The following is a 15,827-nucleotide window of genomic DNA, read 5'->3' as shown; positions in this document are numbered from 1 at the left end:
GTAGCGGCCTCAACACCACGCGGCGGGCGTGGCGCAGCGGGCGGGTGCACCGGGTCGCGCGCCTGCCCGGCCGCCTTCTGCGGAATCCCACATTGGATGACCATCACATTGACCTCCTGGCGCAAGAAGAGGCACGCAGCAGTGGGTGGTCAGCACGACCCTTCAGATCGGGTCGGAAGATCTCATAAGACTGGCCGTTCAAATAGAATCGCGTCGATCAGCTCCGCGGGTACGACCTGAGGCCCGGCAGCGCTTCACGCCCCCTTGACACCGTCTCCGGGCCCTTAACTTCGCGGCATTGGGTCATCGCCGCCTACACCCAACTCCGCCTCGCCCGCCCCCTGGCGGCCGATCACCGACTGCCCTGGGAACAGCCACTGCCGCAGGTCCGGCGCACACCCGGCCGCGCCCGCAGACGATTTCGTCACGTTCGGGCAGCGCTGGGAACACCGGCCAAGCCGCCACAACCCTTGCGGACGCCCCTCAGGCCGTCCGCAAGGCACCCGACAAGGCCCCGCAGCCCGCCATCCGGCAGCCAAAACAACCGCATGACCTGCGATCCGACACCCTCAGGGATAAAAGCGGAGTTTAGCGGCGCGTGTTCGCGATCATGGCCTCTATGCCGCCGGTGAGGAAGGCCATGGCCATGCCGATGGCTTGGTCGAGGTCGGCTTCCTTGGGGTGCTCGAAGATTTCGGTGAGTACGGCGGCGGCCGCGGCGGCCGCGAAGCGGGGACCGATTCCGTCCGGGGCTTGACCGGTGTCCTCGGCGAGGATGCGGGCGCCCTCCTGGATGACCCCTGCCATCCGCGCGGTGCGCACCGCGCGCAGCTCCGGATTGGCCTCGAACATGCGCATCTCCAACGCGTCGACCTCACCGTGGTCGGCCATCTCCTCGCGCAGCCAGCCTTCTAGGGCCTGCACGGCGCTCTCGCCGGGCCGGCGGTTGGACAACCTCGCGGTCAGCCGCTGCACGGCGGCGTCGAAGTTGGCGAAGGCGATGTCCTGCTTGGAGCGGAAGTACAAGGTGACCGTGCGCGGGGATACCTCGGCTGCTGCGGCGATCTCGGCGACCGTGGTGGCGTCGTAGCCATGCTCGGCGAAGAGCTGGAAAGCCGCGCGGGTCACCGCGGCCCGCCGCTTGGCCTTGCCGCGCTCGCGCAGGCCGTCCGCCACCGCAACTTTGTTCATGACGCCCAGCATAGCGACGACTGCAAGTTTACAGTTGGATGTAAAAATGCCTTAGGCTGTAGAGATCTTGCCGGGTCATCCGTTGCCGAACCTTGAACGAAAGAGACTCGCCGTGGCGAAACGCTTGTATGCACTGGGACGTTGGGCGGCGCACCGCCGGGGTCGGGTGCTCGCGGTGTGGGTGCTGCTGCTCGCGGTGGCGGCCGGACTGGGCACCACCCTCAGCGGGAAGGTGACGACCGAGTTCTCGGTGCCGGGCATCGAATCCCAGCAGGCCCAGGAGCTGCTGCAGGAGAAGTTCCCGCAGGCGGCCGGCGGGACGGCCCGCCTCGTGTTCGCCGCACCGAAGGGCGAGCAGCTCACCGGCGAGAAGGAACAGCGCGCGATCGGCGCAACCCTCAAAGACGTCGCCCGGGTACCGGGAGTGGTCCAGGTCTCCGATCCGTCGAAGACCGGCACCCTCTCCGAGGACCGCGTGATCGGCTACGCGGACGCGCTGTTCGACACGCCGGCCGACCAGGTGTCCCAGGCCACCAAGGACCGGCTCGACGACGCACTTCAGCCGGCCAGGAAGGCGGGTCTGCAGGTCGAGCTGGGCGGCACCGTGTCCACGCCGCCGGTGGAGGTCGGCGGACCCGCCGAGATCGTGGGCGTGGTCGTGGCCTTCGTGGTCCTGGCGATCGCTCTGAGCTCCCTCGTCGCGGCGGGACTGCCCCTGCTGACCGCCCTGGTCGGTGTCGGGATCGGCGTACTGACGGTCCAGTTCCTGTCCCGGTACATCGAAATGACGAACACCGCGACCGTCCTCGCCCTGATGATCGGCCTGGCGGTCGGCATCGACTACGCGCTGTTCATCGTCGCCCGCCACCGAGAACAACTCGCCGACCCCGACGAGGACGTGCACGACTCGATCGGCCGCGCCACGGCGACGGCGGGCAGCGCAGTCACCTTCGCAGGCATCACCGTCGTCATCGCTCTCGCCGCGCTCTCCGCGGCCGGCATCCCCTTCCTCACCGTGATGGGCCTGGCCGCCGCGGGGACCGTGCTCATCGCGGTGCTGGTGGCCCTCACGCTCGTACCGGCCCTGCTGGGCTTCCTCGGAGAGCGCCTGCGGCCCAAGGCCGCCCACGCAGACCCGACCCGGCCGGAAGCGGAAAAGGTCGATGGCCGATCGCGTGGCCGCCGACGCACTCCTGGAGCATGGGGACTTGCGTGGGGGCGGCTCATGACACGCTTTCCCGTCCCTGTCCTGATCGTGGGTGTCCTGGCGCTGCTGGCCCTCGCCGCGCCCGCCACGGCACTGCGGCTCGGCCTGCCGAGCAACGAGACCCAACCCACCGCCAGCACCCAGCACAAAAGCTACGAACTCCTCGATCAGGGCTTCGGGCCAGGCTTCAACGCAACCCTCACCGTCGTCGTCGACGGCACCCGACTGCCGGACGCACAGCGCGAAAGCGTCGTCAAGCAGGTCGCCGGGGCTCTCGGCAAGGACCCGGACATCGCAACCCTGGCCCCGCCCCTGGCCACCAAGGACGGCAAGATCACCGTGCTCGGCCTCGTGCCGAAGACCGGCCCCGACGACCAGAACACCACTGACCTGGTCAACCGGCTACGCGACAAAACCGTCACCCCCGTGACCGAGGCGGGCGGCACGGCCTACGTCGCCGGCGCCACCGCCGCCGGGATCGACGTGTCGGCGAAACTGTCCTCGGCGCTGCCACTGTTCGTCACGATCATCGTGGTCCTCGCGCTGTTCCTGCTGATGATCGCCTTCCGCTCCGTCCTGATACCCCTCAAGGCCGTCCTGGGCTTTTTGCTGTCGATCGCGGCGAGCCTGGGTGCGGTCGTGTGGGTCTTCCAGTACGGCCACCTGGCAGGGATGTTCCAGGTCGCCGCGGCGGCCCCGATCGTGAGCTTCCTGCCGGTGCTGCTGATCGGCGTCCTGTTCGGTCTCGCGATGGACTACGAAGTCTTTCTGGTCAGCCGGATGCGAGAGCACTTTCACCACCACCGGGGCGCGCGCGCCGCCATCGAGCACGGCGTGGAGCGCAGCGGACGCGTCGTCACCGCGGCAGCGCTCATCATGGCCGCCGTCTTCGGCGGCTTCATCTTCAACCACGACCCGATCATCAAGTCGATCGGTTTCGCACTCACCGTCGGCGTCCTCATCGACGCCTTCGTGGTGCGCCTCACTCTCGTCCCCGCCGTACTGGCCCTCCTCGGCCGCCATGCCTGGGCGCTTCCCACATGGCTGGACCGGGCCGTACCGAACGTGGACATCGAGGGCGAGTCGCTGCCCCCGCGCCCTACCGGCGGGCCAGGAGCCCCGGCCACCGCCGAGACTGTTGTGCACGCGGGCAAGGACTGAGCCGCTACGCGTGAACGCCGGTGTGAGTGCCTCCTCAAGAGTCCCTCACACCGGCGTTCATCCGTATTTGCCTCGGGGGGCGGGCGAGACGAACTGAACCAGGGCTCTGCGGCAGCGCAGACTCCCGGTGTGCCCCGAACCTCCGGAGCGGCTCTGGTGCGGTCGCAGTGCACATCGGCGAGGGGGCGCGCCGGCCTTCAACTCGCGCCACTCCTTCTCACCTCGCTGCAGGGCGGGACACAGAGAGGAACCGACAGCAGTCCCAGTGCGCAGACACCGGCAGCACGCAGTCCCACGGCGACGAAACCCGTACCGGACAGAACCGCGCCAGCCGCTGCTGTGCCCACTGCTGCGGAGACGTAGGTGACCGAGTTGTACAGGGCCAGCGCCGGTTCGGCGTCGGGGCCCTGGGAGATTCGGACGACCAGCATGGTCGGAGCGATCTAGTTGATGAACCCCCATGCGGCGGCCGCAGCCAGCAAGGTGGGCAGGGCCCGGTCGACGAACGGCAGCAGGGCATAGATCCCGATGAGCCCGGCGAAGGTCAGGGGTAGCAGCGATTGCTCCCAGCGGCCGGCCCATCGGTGGGTGGCGCCCGCCACCGCGAACCCGGACCCGTAGGCGAGTGCGAGCACGGAGGAGAGGCAGGCCCCCGCCTCCAGGTGGGAGCGTGCCTCGGTGCCGACGAAGGCGAAGACGCCGTAGAAGGGGGCCATGAACACAGCCGCTCCGAGGAAAGGCGCGGGACACTGCGGTCGCCAGGACCGTGCCCAATCCTGCGGGCGCCTCGCTGGAGCGATGCCAGGGGAGGGGCGGGCAGGGTCCGGCTGAACGTCGCAGCTGACAGGTTCAGGGCGGCGAGAGTGAAGATTCCCCAAGGCCGGGTAGTTAGCGTTTTCGCAGGTCACGCAAGTGAGTTGAAGGATTCTCGACGTAGAGCAACGGAGCTCGTTGGTACAGGCAGTCGACCAAGACAGCTCGTCCCGAAGGAGCTTCGTTGCCCCGTCATTGTGTCCTGCCGTCTGCGCTGACGGCCATCACCCGAACGGTCACCGTGGCCGGCGATCCATCCAGGATCACGGCGTCGGCGTTGCCAGTCGTGTCGCTGCCCGCATGAGAGCCGTCCTGGCCGATTCCGCGGTGGACGGGGCGTCCGCGTGCATCATCCGGGCCATCTGCGGTACGGCGTGCCACCAGCCGGCGAGGGCCAGGACCAGGAAGGCGAGATCCGCGGCCGGGAGGTGGTCGCTGATCAGACCGGCCTGCTGTGCCTGAGCGAATGCCGAGACCTTGGCGCGGTAGTAGTCGGTGCGGGACTCCTCGTCGGGGACCCGAGGAACATCGAGCAAGCCCTCCCACAGCAGCAGGCGGGTCAACTCCGGGTGCTCACAGTGGTAGTCGTACACCCCGGCCGCGTACTCACCGACCGCCTCGGGCCCGTCCAGGGTGTTGAGCGGGACTGCGGCGGCGACTTTGTTCAGCTCGTCGGCGAGGACGGTGGCGAACAACTGGGCTTTGTTGCCGAAGTAGGTGTACAGCCGTTCCTTGTTGACCCCGGCCCGGCGCGCGATGCGCTCCATCGTGGTGCCGCCGACGCCGTGGGCAGCGAACTCGGCGACCGCGGCGTCCTTGAGCTTGCGCTTGGTTTCGGCGGTGTTCCAGGCCATGCCGGACAGCATATCCAACGCAACCGTTGCCATTGACTCCCGGTGCGCCTACGCTAATTACCAACGTGACCGTTGGATTTTGAGAACGGTCATGTCCGTGCACCTGCGTGCGCATCCGGACGGCGCGACCAGCGCGACCGCCATGGTGCCGGTGGTGATCACCGCATGGGGCGAGACCGGTCGTCACGCCCTCGTCGGACTCGCACGCGTACCGCGGGGACCGCCGCATCTCATATTTCAGCGTCCGTGCACTGCCCCTCCATTCATCGAAGGAGCCGAACCATGCCTTTTACGGCCTCTCGCGTCGCGCTTGGCATCGCCACCGCCGTCCTGGTCATCGCCGGAACGGCCGTAGCGGTACAGGCGGACGGCGACAGCGGTCCGAAAGTCGTTGGCACCCCGACGAGCAGCGGCCGTCCTGGAGGCGCCGACCCGACGTCGACTCGTGCCGAACTCCCGGCGGCCACCGTCAAGGCGGCCCGCGAGACGGAAGCCGACGCGCTGCGCGGGACCGGCCTGCGGACACCCTCGGGCTGGGACATCGTCGACGTCCGTACCGAGCGGCACAACGACCGCGACGTCACAGTCATCCGCCGTCAGCCCGACGGCTACCGGCTCGGCGGCCCGCACGCCAGTGTCGTCGTCGACGACAACGGCACCCTCCTCGGATTCACCAGCCTGGACGACCGTCTTGCCGGCGCCGATCTCCCCGGTGCCGACAGGAGCGAATGGACCGCGCTCCGCTTCTTGCGGCACGCGGCTCCCGACCACGTCGACGGCCTCGACGTCGATTGGGTCGACCCGCACAGCGAAAAGGTCGTCCGGGCCGATGGCAGCACCGCCACTGTCGCCGGGACGAAGGTCAAGATGCACCACGAGAACGGCCTCTACACCTGGGTCGTCATCGCACCCGACGGTGACGTCCTGACGTACGAGCGGGGCATCGCCTGGGACCTCGACCAGGGGCGCCGCGGCACACAGATGTGGCTCCACGACTCATGGATCGCCGCCCACGACGGCACCGGACCGCAACCGGAGGCGCCATACGCGCCCGTTCGCCTCTCTGCGCCGTCGGGGACCTCTTGATCAATGGGCTGCATCATCCCCGGGCGGCGGATTTCGTGAACGGCCCGGTCCTGGATCTGCCGCTCGACCGCCCGGACCCGTTCGTCCGGGCGGCCGAGCGGACCCAGGCGGCCACGTCGCTGACGCAGAACGATCCCGCCTGGCTGCGGGTCGGCATGCCGAACTTCGCGAGGAGTGGGAGCACCGGCCTCACGGGCTGCGTGAGTGCGTTGTGCATGGCGATACGTGGGTGGGCAACGTCGTACGCGCGACGAACGGACCGGCACTGCTGGCCTTCGAGCGGGCCTCCGTCGGGCCGCCGGAGTGGACGCTCGGTGTCCCCCGCCCACCTCATCCGGCGCCCGCGCCGCGCCGGACGGGCGGCGGCCCGGGCAGCCGGGCAACTCGGCCGCCAGGACGCGGAACGGGACGCCGAACGGCTCCTGGAGCGGGTCGCCGTCCTCGTCCACGGCACCGGGCAACAGCGCGTCCAACGGTCCCCCGGACTGAACATCGAAGACCTGAGCGAGGGACGGCACTACCGATACCGCTACAGCGGCATTCGACTGCTGGTCGGACGAGACCACCGCTACTGCCTGCCACCTGCCACCTGTTACCGCTGGGCTGGAACCCCCGACACCGACCCCACCTACGTCATCGACGACGGCGAAACCATCCGGATCGAACCGCGCCCCGGCACCCAACCCCGCCGCTGACGCCCGCCGGCACTCTCACGTGCACCGTCAGTCAGACCGGTGGGGCGTGCAGGTCGCGGTTGTTCTGACGAACCTCGAAGTCAACCGCTGACAAACGATCTACGGCACAGACTGCCGCCCACGACCAGCGTGAGTACCCCGAGAACCGGTCACACCAAGCGGCGCCGTGACGCATGCCTCACGCCTCCTCATGCCAGGGGAAGCCCTCCGGGTCCGCGGCGGCACGGGTCCAGACCCGCTCATCGTCATGGCCGTGGATCTGGTCCAGGAACGGGAAGTCCGCCGGCTGCACGGTCAGTTTGGCGACAGGAGTCACTGGTACGGGACTTGCCCATTGGGCCAGCTGCACCGAGACGTTGCCGACCTGCATCCGCGGCTGCAGCTCGAAGGTGCCGGCGGGCAGCAGGTAAACCGTGCCGGGACGCCAGGGCTGCTGTTTCAGCGCCTGCGCGCTGATGGAGAAGTAGTAGTGCGGCTCGCCGAGCCGCTCGTTGCCGTTGGCGAAGCGGGCGCAGCCATTGATCAGCGACATCGGGTGGCGGTCTCGGTGCAGGATCGCGTAGTACATCGGCCAGAGCCCGTCACCGGCGGCGAAGACCGCGCGCCGGTTGCCGAACTCGCTGTTGTCGTCCGGCTGCCGGGGTTCGAAACGGCTGATCACAGGGTCGCCCGAGCCGTGCAACAGCAGTCTGCCGCGGTCTGCGGCATGGCAGAGGAACTGCCATTTCGGTGCCTCGAGCCGGTAGTCGATGGGCTCATCGGGACCGTTCGCGAGCGCCTGCTCCAGCAGTCGGTCGAAGGATGCCGACGTTCTGCGGTCCGGGGGCGGAGCGGGACGCGTCATCCAGTACGCAGGCAGCTTCATCAGAGCAACCTATCCAGCGCACCGCTCGGGACACCACGAATCCGGCTGGATGCGCTCCCCGGGTCAGCAGCGAAGCAGGCCGACCATCAGCAAGATCCGGCTCATCGCCGTCACCGCTGGCTATGACGCCCGATCACCCGCCGAAATCCCAAACAGTCCACATATCCCTGTCGGGACACCTTGCGGGCGTGAAATTTGGATTGGCGGCTGCCCGCGGACGCCCGCCTGGGCACACTCGCCTGCGGGCGGTACGCCCAGGTCATGAGCGAACGAAGCGCCTATCCGAGCGATCTGTCCGATGCCCGCTGGGAGTTGGTCCTGGCGGCCTGGCGCTACGAACGCCACGGCCGGGGCGCGGGGTTCAGCCGCCCGCCTCAGCATGACCTGAACTGGAACACGGCCTACGGCTACTTCGCCAAGTGGCAGGCGGACGGCATCTTCATCCAACTCAACATCCTGCTAAGGGAGTTGGTGCGACAACGGGAGGGCCGGAGCGCCGGGCCGTCCGCCTGCGTAATCGACGCGCAGAGCGTGAAGACCGCCACCAGCATCCCCGCCACGAGTCAGGGCACGGACGCAGGCAGGAAGATCGTAGGGCGCAAGCGCACCATCGTGACCGACGCCCTCGGCCTCCTCCTCGCGGTGCTCGTCACCGCGGCCGGCATCCAGGGCTCCGTGGCCGGCACCCAACTGCTCGACAAGGTCGCCGCCACCCTCGCAACCGTCAGGTTGCCGGGAAGACCTCAATCGCTCCCAGCCTGGTACGAGTTGGCCGCCAGACCGGTGGCGCCGGCCTTCCTCTCTGGGAGGTGGCGGCCGAGTAGATCCTCTGCTCATTTGTATTGACCGGTCAATTATCTAATTGTACGGTCTAGAGGACGGCGCTGGTAGCCGTGCAGACCAGAGGGGAGACCTGACATGACGAATCAGGCAAGGGTCCAGCCCTCTGGCGCTCGACTGCCGGCTGAAAAGGATCTCCACCGTGGGGTCGGTGCCGACTGTTTCGAGGCTGAGCGTGTCTCCAGCGAATTGGTGGAGGCGGGGTCGATCGCCCGTCATCGGCGGTCCGGAAGGCTCCAGGCGCAGCCACGCCCGTACCGTCGTCGGCTCGGCTCCGTGGTCAGCGTCGAACCCGCCCGGCCACCACGCGGGACAGGTCGACAACAGCACCCCACCCATGAGGCCGCGGCGCTGAAGACTGCGCTGGTCAGCTCGCTCTTACCAGTCAAACGAGTGAATGTACGGTCTAGCCATGACCGTGCCACTCTATGTACAGATCAGGCGAGAGTTCGAAGCGAAGATCCTGTCCGGGGCCCTCCCGCCCGGCTCGCGTCTGCCGAGCGAGATGGATATCTCCGCCGAGTACGGCGTCAGTCGTGCCACGGCCCAACGGGTCCTCAACGACCTGGCCGAGGCGGGGCTGGCAATCCGCCGGCGGCGCCACGGATCGTTCGTGGCGGACGTGACGCGGCAGGTCAATCTGCTCAACTTCGTCACTCCTGCGGCAGCCGCAAAGGGCGCGCCGGGCAAACACGAAGTCGTTTCCGCGCGGATCGTCAGGGCCGCCGACGCCATCCTGACCCTCCCTGGCGCCTCCGCCGACACGGCCGTAGTGGAACTGGTCCGCCGCAAACTGAACGTACGCGAGGAGCCGCAGTCGGTCGAGCGGCACGTCGTCCTCTTCGCGGCCGCCCCCGACCTGCTGAACGAGAACCTCGAAGACCTCGTCACCCTGCCGTATCTGCAGCGCAGAGGCGTACCGATCGACTCGATCCGGCTCTACCTCGACCCGGTGGCCCTCGACGAGCACGACGCCGCGTTGCTGCACAGCGAGACCGGAACGCCCGCGCTGATGAGGCGCAGGGAGCTGCGTGCCGATGACGGCAGCACCGTCGAGGTGGTCACGACCCTCGTCCGTCCGGGAACCGCCGAGTTCTTCCTGGAGCTTCCCGTCCCCACCACGTGAGCAGCATGCCGCTGCCAGAAAGGATGCGTACACAATGAAGGTCATCATCGTCGGTGCCGGCGTGCTGGGCGTGAGCGTCGCAAGGCAGCTTGCCGTCGCCGGCGAGGACGTTCTCCTGCTCGACCAGCGGGGAGCCGGCACCGGTACGACCGCGACCACCTTCGCCTGGACCAACTCCAGCCGCAAGCCCGACCCGGACTACCACCGGCTGAACCTCGCGGGGATGGAGGAGCACGCCAAGCTCGCCGGGCAACTGCGCGGCGCACCGTCGTACTTCCCCAGCGGAGCGCTGCAGTGGGCGGACGCCGCAAACGAGCAGCGGCTCGCCGACAACGTGGAACGACTGCAGGCACTCGGCTACCCCGCGCACTGGGTCACCCCCGACGAAGCGGTGCGGACCGCAGGCAGCCTCCGCATCCCGGCGACCATCACGTCCATCGCGCACTTCCCCAGTGAGGGATACGTTCTGCCGGACCGTTTCGTGAACAACCTGCTGGCGGACGCCGAACAGCACGGAGCCACGTTCGCTATCGGCGAGGTCGTAGCCATCAACGACGGACCTGACCGAGTGTCCGTCACCCTGGCCGGGGGCGAGGTCTGCACGGGCGATCGAGTCGTCCTGGCGGCAGGCCGCTGGACCCAACAGCTCGCCGCACGGGCTGGGATCGACGTTCCCATGGTGACGGATGCCGGTCGCGGAGCGCAGACCGTCGGCCTGCTCGGGTACGCCAGGTCACCACAACTCGACCTGCGCTGCGTGATCCACAGCCCCGGCCTCAACCTCCGTCCCGAGGCCGGCGGGCATACCGTCCTGCAGGCTCTCGATCTGAACGCCCAGGTCGATCCGGCCGGCCCGCCGTCCGCGGACGGGGACCTCGCGAGCGCCCTCGCCCGGCGGTTCTCCGCAGTGCTGCCCGACCCGGGCCGGGCACCGGAGATCGACCTGCGCATCGGCTTGCGGTCACTGCCCGCGGACGGCCACACCGTCGCCGGCTATGCCTCCGCGCGGTCCCGGATCTACTGCCTCGTCTCGCACAGCGGGGTCACCCTGGCGCCGATTCTGGGACGCCTGGTCGCGGCCGAGATCTCAACCGATCAGGAGCAGGACCTCCTTGGGGCCTTCCGGCCCACACGATTCGCCGGCGTACGGCGCTCGGACATCGAGGTGGCTCAACACGCCACCGGTCTGGGCGAGCAGTAGCCGACAGCTCTCCCCCGCGATTCCCTTCGGCGCGATCGAGCGTGCCGGGAACAAGCTTCCCCCTCGTTCTGGCCCTTCTGGCTCCTGGCCGCAGCGCGGGAATCATTAACCTGGCTAATCCTCTCATTACCAATGAGGCATTGCTCATTCCCTGAACGCCTAGAAGTATTGGCACCCTTCCAGGAGGAAAGGGAATCTATCTACATGCAATCAAATCACCTCCGTAAGGGACCTATTGGCGTAATCGCCGCGGCCGGACTTCTGTTTAGTGCCACGGGGTGAGTTCGGTGAATTCAGCAGACTCCAACCCCCCGAACGCAGTCGTTGTCGGCACGCAAACGGCTGCGCCCTGCATACACCACACTCAAGCTGCTGGTACAGGTGACTCTCGCGCGGGCGCGCGGTTCGCAGCGTGTCCGTCAACAAGATCCTTGTCGACGAGGCCACCGAAATCGTGCTCGTGCTGCCCGGCGAGAAGTATGCGCGCGACGTCACCACGCAAAGTAGCAGCACAATAAAGGCCACCTGCTTGACACTGTGGTTCTGCGCATTCTCCGGGCCGAACTACACCGGAGACAGTACCAAGCGAAGTTCCTGCGGCACCCTCCATATTCCCTGGTACACCGACGGATCGTGAATAAATAACCAGTCTGCCGGGACCATCGCCGCGTTCAAGAGCAGTGACGGAGTGACCCGTTGGCGCTCGCCAGCTCCAGACCACGACGACGTCGCCGATCGGCGGTGGGGCGGCACCGTCAAGAACTGCTGACCGTCCGGCCACCCAGAAGTCAGAGAGAGGTTCACCGATGAAGGACACCGCTTCCCGTTGGCTGCTCGCTTTCGACGCCTCGTGCGGGACGTGTCGGAAAGTCGCCGCGACGGTCGAACGGGCCTCAGGACAGCGCCTTGAGGTCGTGCCACTGGACCGGCCGGACGTGACGGAGTGGCGGGCGTCCGCCCTGGGCCCGGACGCCCCCTGGGTTCCCACCCTGCTGCGGGCACGGGGCACCGCGGCCCGGGCCTGGACCGGGGCCCGGATGAGCCTGCCGCTGGCCCGGCGGCTCGGACCGCGCGGCACGGTCCGGGTGCTGCGCGCGCTGGGTGACCTGTCGTCCCACGGCACCCCCTCCGCCACGGCCCCGCCGTCCCCCACCAACAGCGCCGGTGGCCTCCCACGCAAGGGGTTCTTGCGCCTGGTCACCGGAGGCATCGTCGCCGGCACCCTGGTGCTCGCCGGCCGCACCCCCGCGCTCGCCGACTCCGAAGGCCAGGAGGTCCGCGACTGGCTGCGGCGGCACGAAGGCTCGCTACCCACCAGGTACGCCGAGGTCGTCGCCCACTCGACGGCCTACCGCAGGGCCATCTACGGCGCCTCGGCGCCCGAGGTGAAACAGGCCCTGTGGCTGGCCCACTTCGAGGAGTACGCGCGTTCCCGCGACGCGCTCACCGCGGACCAGCGTGCGGTGATCACCCGGGCGAGGGCCGTGGTCCAGGGCACCCCGGACCTTTTCTCACGCACCATCGTCTCCGGCGACGGACGCGACCAGGCCATGGCCCCGCTGCGGGACGCCGCGATCGACGCGTTCGGCAAGGAGGAGGCGCGTGCCCTCATCGCCCACCTCGGACCGCTCTCCACCCAGGACGCCCGCATCGCGAACTGCGACTGCGCCCTGGGCGACCCCAACTGGTGCGGCAGTACCTGCCACTCCTGCTGTTACACACAGTTGGGCTGCGGCAGCACCTGCGGCTGTTGCTGCACCCGCCTCGACAGCGGCTGCGGGTCCCTGTGGGAGTACCCCTGCGACGGGCTCTGCTACTAACACTCCGGCCAGGAATCGTTGCCAAATGCCGGTTCTACTTCCATACGTGTCAAGCAGGCTGCCGTACTGCTCACGTCACTCGGAGCCCTGCTCCGGACACCGGGCCTGACCTTGCCGGCTGCGCAGGAGATCTTCGCCTCGGTGCCGCATACGAGGTGTCCAGGCTCTTGTCCGGGTCGTACGCCGACGTGAGAGGTGCGGTGTCGGGGACGGCGATCACGCGTCGTCCCCATTCGCGTCGAGCGTCTCCAGGACAAGGGCATAGGTGACAGACCGGGACCGAGGCCGAGTCAATGGCCGAAGCCCAGGGAACGACTCCGGGCGGGGTCGGCCACTCATGGGCCGGTGGGTGTCGACGGGGTGTCGGAGCCGTGGGCCACCGGCCGTCGAGCGTGACTGGCAGTGGACCCGCCCACCCGCGACATTGCGAGCGGGAGCGGAGAGGGGCAGCCTGTGCGAGCCCGGGCCGCTCCGTTGCCTGTCAGTGCAGTCCGCTGTAGGCGGCCATGATGATCTCCATGCCGCGGTCGTCCTCCTGTCGGTCCCGGTCGATCATCTGGTTCATGACGTAGGCCACCGTCATGCGTGAGCCGGGGTCACTCGCGACCAGCGAACCGCCCCAGCCGCCCCAGCCGAAGGTGTCGCCGAACTTGCCGAAGCCCACCGTCCAGCACATCGGCGTCCTCAGGATGCGGTCCTCACCGCGGAACACTTCCTGCCACGCGGGCTCGCAACCCCGGGGGGACAGTAGCCGCACGCCGCCGGCCGTTCCCTGGTTTGCCAGTACCGACTGGACAAGGGCGACAGAACGAGCGTTGCCGAAGCCGTTTACCGCAGGGATCTGCGCACGGCGCCAGGCCACTGAATTGACGTCGTGGACCCGGACAGCGGCACCGGTGTTCTCCCGGCGTGCCCCGTCCGGTCCGGGCGGTGCGCTGGCGGTGTACTCGTCGGTCTGTGAAGGCGGCGGGATGAGCGGCGCGACGCGGTGGTCATGCTCCGCGGAGAGTCCGATGTGGAAGTCCGCGCCCAGCGGCTTGGCCACTTCCTCGGCGAAGAACTCGCCGAGGCTGCGGCCGGTGATGCGGCGGACGGTCTCACCCACAAGGAACCCGAAAGTGAGCGCGTGATAGCCGGCCGCCGTTCCCGGTTCCCATTCGGGCGCCTGCGTGGCCAGCCCTGCCGTCACGCTCTCCCAGTCGTAAAGCTCCTCGACCGCCCTCGGCCCGGACAGGTCCGGCAGTCCCGCGGTGTGCGACAGCACGTGCCGTACCAGCACGCTCTCCTTCCCGGCCGCGGCGAACTCGGGCCAATAGGCGGCCACCGGCGCGGACAGATCGAGCCGGCCTCGGTCGGCCAGGATCAGCGCACACAGCGCCGTCATGTTCTTGCTCGTCGAGCTCACGCCGACGATGGTGTCGCGCTCCCAGCTGACGGAACGGTCCGCATCGGCGTACCCGCCCCAGATGTCGACCACCGGCTCGCCGTCAACGTAGACGGCCGCCGAGGCGCCCACGTCGTCCTTGCCGAGCAACGCTGCCAGTGCCTCACGGACCGCGGCAAACCGCGGCTCGCAAAATCCCTCGATATCAGTCATGGGCGTAAGCCTCAGGTAACACCAGGGCTCCGGCCCGATAATTCCCGCACTGGTTTTGTCGGGCGGCGGGCGGTCGAGTTTCCTGTACTCCATCAAGGCGGCCTGATCTGCCGTATCGACAGCCGTTCTCACGGGTAATGCCCCCGGTCCGGCATCACTCGTCGAGCATGTGCGACAGCCCGGCCCGGCGCCCGAGACCGCAGCGCCAATGACCGCCAGGGCGCCGCACGCGGCGAGCGGCTCCGGCTCCGGCTCCGGCTCCGGCTGGGGCTCGGCTGCAGGCCTCCTCGGTTACCGCGGCTGCGACTGGTTGGCAGGTAGGCGTTCCTACAGTGGAGGCACAAGAACAAAGGACGGTACGCATGCTGGAGCGGCTCAATCAGGCGCTGGACCACCTGGAGACTTGCCTCGACCGGGAGATCGACGTGGCCGAGGTGGCCCGGATCGCCGCGGTGTCGGAGTACCACTTCCGGCGGTTGTTCTCCGCGCTCGCCGGCATGCCGCTCCCGGTCTACGTGCGGCGCCGGCGGATGACGCTCGCCGGTGCCGAGGTGCTGGCCAGAGAGCGGACGCTGCTCGATGTCGCGGTGCGGTACGGGTACGGCTCGGGCGAGGCGTTCGCCCGGGCGTTCCGGTCGGTGCACGGCATCGGGCCGGGCGAGGCCCGGCTCACAGGTGCCGTGCTGACGTCCCAGCCGCGGATGTCTTTCCGTGTCGTCGTCGAAGGGACCACGACCATGCGGTACCGGATCGTGGAGAAGGAGTCGTTTCGGGTCGTCGGCAGGAAGGCCACGGTCCCGCTCGTGCACGAGGGGGCGAACGCGGCCGCCGCGGCGCATCTGGAGAGCCTGGACGAGCAGACGATCGTCCGGATGAAGGGGCTGGCCGACAGGGAACCGGAGGGGATCCTGTCGGCGGCGGTGCACCTGACCGACAGCCGGGAGGAGGGCGCCGAGGTGGACTACTGGGTCGGCGTGGTGACCGGTCCCGAGGCGGCCGCCAAGGACCTCGACGCCCTCGACGTGCCGGCCGGGACCTGGGCGGTCTTCGACAACCACGGGCCGTATCCGAGCGCGCTCCAGGAGCTGTGGCGGGACGTGTTCACACAGTGGTTCCCCTCGACCCCGTACACAAGCCGGCCGGGTCCGGAACTCCTGCGGACCCGGCCGGTGAAGACCGGCGCGCAGACCGACTCCCAACTGTGGATCCCGGTCGAGCGGGGCAGCGGGAGCGCGCAGGCGTGAACACCCATACCTGGATGACGACTTGTGGGCGCTGATCGGTGCGGCCTGAAAGCTCCTGGCCGCCAGTGAACTCGAAAGGAGGAATACGAGTTCCCCGCCAAGTGGTCAATATGGTGGGTCCCTTAGC

At 68.5% G+C, this 15,827-nt stretch carries 13 protein-coding genes and 2 pseudogenes; 10 read left to right on the top strand and 5 right to left on the bottom strand.

What is annotated here, in order from left to right; all coding sequences use genetic code 11:
• Positions 1–302: 302 nt before the first annotated feature.
• A pseudogene (locus AB0I18_RS48190) lies at positions 303–491 on the top strand (transposase); the annotation flags it as partial.
• A 97-nt stretch (positions 492–588) separates the two neighbouring features.
• On the opposite strand, the gene AB0I18_RS48185 reads toward AB0I18_RS48190, so the two are convergent.
• Positions 589–1,191, bottom strand: coding sequence for a TetR family transcriptional regulator (locus tag AB0I18_RS48185; protein WP_363112202.1), 603 nt, complete (start codon positions 1,189–1,191; stop codon positions 589–591).
• A 112-nt stretch (positions 1,192–1,303) separates the two neighbouring features.
• On the opposite strand from AB0I18_RS48185, the gene AB0I18_RS48180 reads away from it, so the two are divergent.
• Complete coding sequence (locus AB0I18_RS48180; RefSeq protein ID WP_363112201.1) at positions 1,304–3,559, top strand: MMPL family transporter; 2,256 nt, start codon at positions 1,304–1,306, stop codon at positions 3,557–3,559.
• 443 nt (positions 3,560–4,002) lie between these two features.
• Here the strand turns inward: AB0I18_RS48180 and AB0I18_RS48175 are convergent, their stop codons facing one another.
• The gene (locus AB0I18_RS48175) at positions 4,003–4,275 is read right to left on the bottom strand and encodes a hypothetical protein (protein WP_363112200.1); all 273 of its coding nucleotides are present in this window, start codon (positions 4,273–4,275) and stop codon (positions 4,003–4,005) included.
• A 360-nt stretch (positions 4,276–4,635) separates the two neighbouring features.
• Positions 4,636–5,226 (bottom strand): TetR family transcriptional regulator, encoded by a 591-nt coding sequence (locus AB0I18_RS48170; RefSeq protein WP_363112199.1) that lies wholly within the window; start codon positions 5,224–5,226, stop codon positions 4,636–4,638.
• Positions 5,227–5,508: 282 nt separating this feature from the next.
• On the opposite strand from AB0I18_RS48170, the gene AB0I18_RS48165 reads away from it, so the two are divergent.
• Both AB0I18_RS48165 and AB0I18_RS48160 read left to right on the top strand, forming a co-directional pair.
• Positions 5,509–6,312, top strand: a complete 804-nt coding sequence (locus AB0I18_RS48165) for a hypothetical protein (RefSeq protein ID WP_363112198.1) — start codon at positions 5,509–5,511, stop codon at positions 6,310–6,312.
• Entirely contained in the window at positions 6,290–7,075 is a 786-nt protein-coding gene (locus tag AB0I18_RS48160) for a phosphotransferase (protein ID WP_363112204.1), read from the top strand. The genes AB0I18_RS48165 and AB0I18_RS48160 overlap by 23 nt, the downstream gene beginning before the upstream one ends.
• Positions 7,076–7,185: 110 nt before the next feature.
• Here the strand turns inward: AB0I18_RS48160 and AB0I18_RS48155 are convergent, their stop codons facing one another.
• The gene (locus tag AB0I18_RS48155; protein WP_363112197.1) at positions 7,186–7,872 is read right to left on the bottom strand and encodes a hypothetical protein; all 687 of its coding nucleotides are present in this window, start codon (positions 7,870–7,872) and stop codon (positions 7,186–7,188) included.
• Between the two features lie 261 nt (positions 7,873–8,133).
• On the opposite strand from AB0I18_RS48155, the pseudogene AB0I18_RS48150 reads away from it, so the two are divergent.
• The 5 genes and pseudogenes from AB0I18_RS48150 to AB0I18_RS48130 form a co-directional block, all read left to right on the top strand.
• A pseudogene (locus AB0I18_RS48150) lies at positions 8,134–8,583 on the top strand (transposase); the annotation flags it as partial.
• Between the two features lie 541 nt (positions 8,584–9,124).
• A complete protein-coding gene (locus AB0I18_RS48145) occupies positions 9,125–9,838 on the top strand; it encodes a GntR family transcriptional regulator (RefSeq protein ID WP_363112196.1) in 714 nt (237 codons plus the stop codon).
• 34 nt (positions 9,839–9,872) lie between these two features.
• Entirely contained in the window at positions 9,873–11,039 is a 1,167-nt protein-coding gene (locus AB0I18_RS48140; RefSeq protein WP_363112195.1) for an FAD-binding oxidoreductase, read from the top strand.
• Positions 11,040–11,451: 412 nt separating this feature from the next.
• On the top strand, positions 11,452–11,676 hold the full coding sequence (locus AB0I18_RS48135; RefSeq protein ID WP_363112194.1) for a hypothetical protein: 225 nt from the start codon (positions 11,452–11,454) through the stop codon (positions 11,674–11,676).
• Between the two features lie 169 nt (positions 11,677–11,845).
• Positions 11,846–12,859, top strand: a complete 1,014-nt coding sequence (locus AB0I18_RS48130; RefSeq protein ID WP_363112193.1) for a bacteriocin fulvocin C-related protein — start codon at positions 11,846–11,848, stop codon at positions 12,857–12,859.
• A 481-nt stretch (positions 12,860–13,340) separates the two neighbouring features.
• Here the strand turns inward: AB0I18_RS48130 and AB0I18_RS48125 are convergent, their stop codons facing one another.
• Positions 13,341–14,456: a serine hydrolase domain-containing protein gene (locus tag AB0I18_RS48125; protein WP_363112203.1), complete on the bottom strand. Its 1,116-nt coding sequence runs from the start codon at positions 14,454–14,456 to the stop codon at positions 13,341–13,343.
• Positions 14,457–14,818: 362 nt separating this feature from the next.
• Here AB0I18_RS48125 and AB0I18_RS48120 point away from each other — a divergent pair, with 362 nt between their 5' ends.
• The gene (locus tag AB0I18_RS48120) at positions 14,819–15,700 is read left to right on the top strand and encodes an AraC family transcriptional regulator (protein ID WP_363112192.1); all 882 of its coding nucleotides are present in this window, start codon (positions 14,819–14,821) and stop codon (positions 15,698–15,700) included.
• Positions 15,701–15,827: the final 127 nt, after the last annotated feature.

It is taken from the genome of Streptomyces sp. NPDC050704 (assembly GCF_040654355.1).
Classification (GTDB): domain Bacteria; phylum Actinomycetota; class Actinomycetes; order Streptomycetales; family Streptomycetaceae; genus Streptomyces.
Note: the sequence above shows the minus strand (reverse complement) of the source record. Positions and strands in the feature narration are given on the sequence as shown.

What these genes read in the sequence shown, in the direction of transcription:
- AB0I18_RS48140 (WP_363112195.1), top strand. Translation starts at nt 9,873, where the DNA reads ATGAAGGTCATCATCGTCGGTGCCGGCGTGCTGGGCGTGAGCGTCGCA.
- AB0I18_RS48125 (WP_363112203.1), bottom strand. Translation starts at nt 14,456, where the DNA reads ATGACTGATATCGAGGGATTTTGCGAGCCGCGGTTTGCCGCGGTCCGT.
- AB0I18_RS48170 (WP_363112199.1), bottom strand. Translation starts at nt 5,226, where the DNA reads ATGGCCTGGAACACCGCCGAAACCAAGCGCAAGCTCAAGGACGCCGCG.
- AB0I18_RS48120 (WP_363112192.1), top strand. Translation starts at nt 14,819, where the DNA reads ATGCTGGAGCGGCTCAATCAGGCGCTGGACCACCTGGAGACTTGCCTC.
- AB0I18_RS48145 (WP_363112196.1), top strand. Translation starts at nt 9,125, where the DNA reads ATGACCGTGCCACTCTATGTACAGATCAGGCGAGAGTTCGAAGCGAAG.
- AB0I18_RS48185 (WP_363112202.1), bottom strand. Translation starts at nt 1,191, where the DNA reads ATGAACAAAGTTGCGGTGGCGGACGGCCTGCGCGAGCGCGGCAAGGCC.
- AB0I18_RS48175 (WP_363112200.1), bottom strand. Translation starts at nt 4,275, where the DNA reads ATGGCCCCCTTCTACGGCGTCTTCGCCTTCGTCGGCACCGAGGCACGC.
- AB0I18_RS48165 (WP_363112198.1), top strand. Translation starts at nt 5,509, where the DNA reads ATGCCTTTTACGGCCTCTCGCGTCGCGCTTGGCATCGCCACCGCCGTC.
- AB0I18_RS48155 (WP_363112197.1), bottom strand. Translation starts at nt 7,872, where the DNA reads ATGAAGCTGCCTGCGTACTGGATGACGCGTCCCGCTCCGCCCCCGGAC.
- AB0I18_RS48130 (WP_363112193.1), top strand. Translation starts at nt 11,846, where the DNA reads ATGAAGGACACCGCTTCCCGTTGGCTGCTCGCTTTCGACGCCTCGTGC.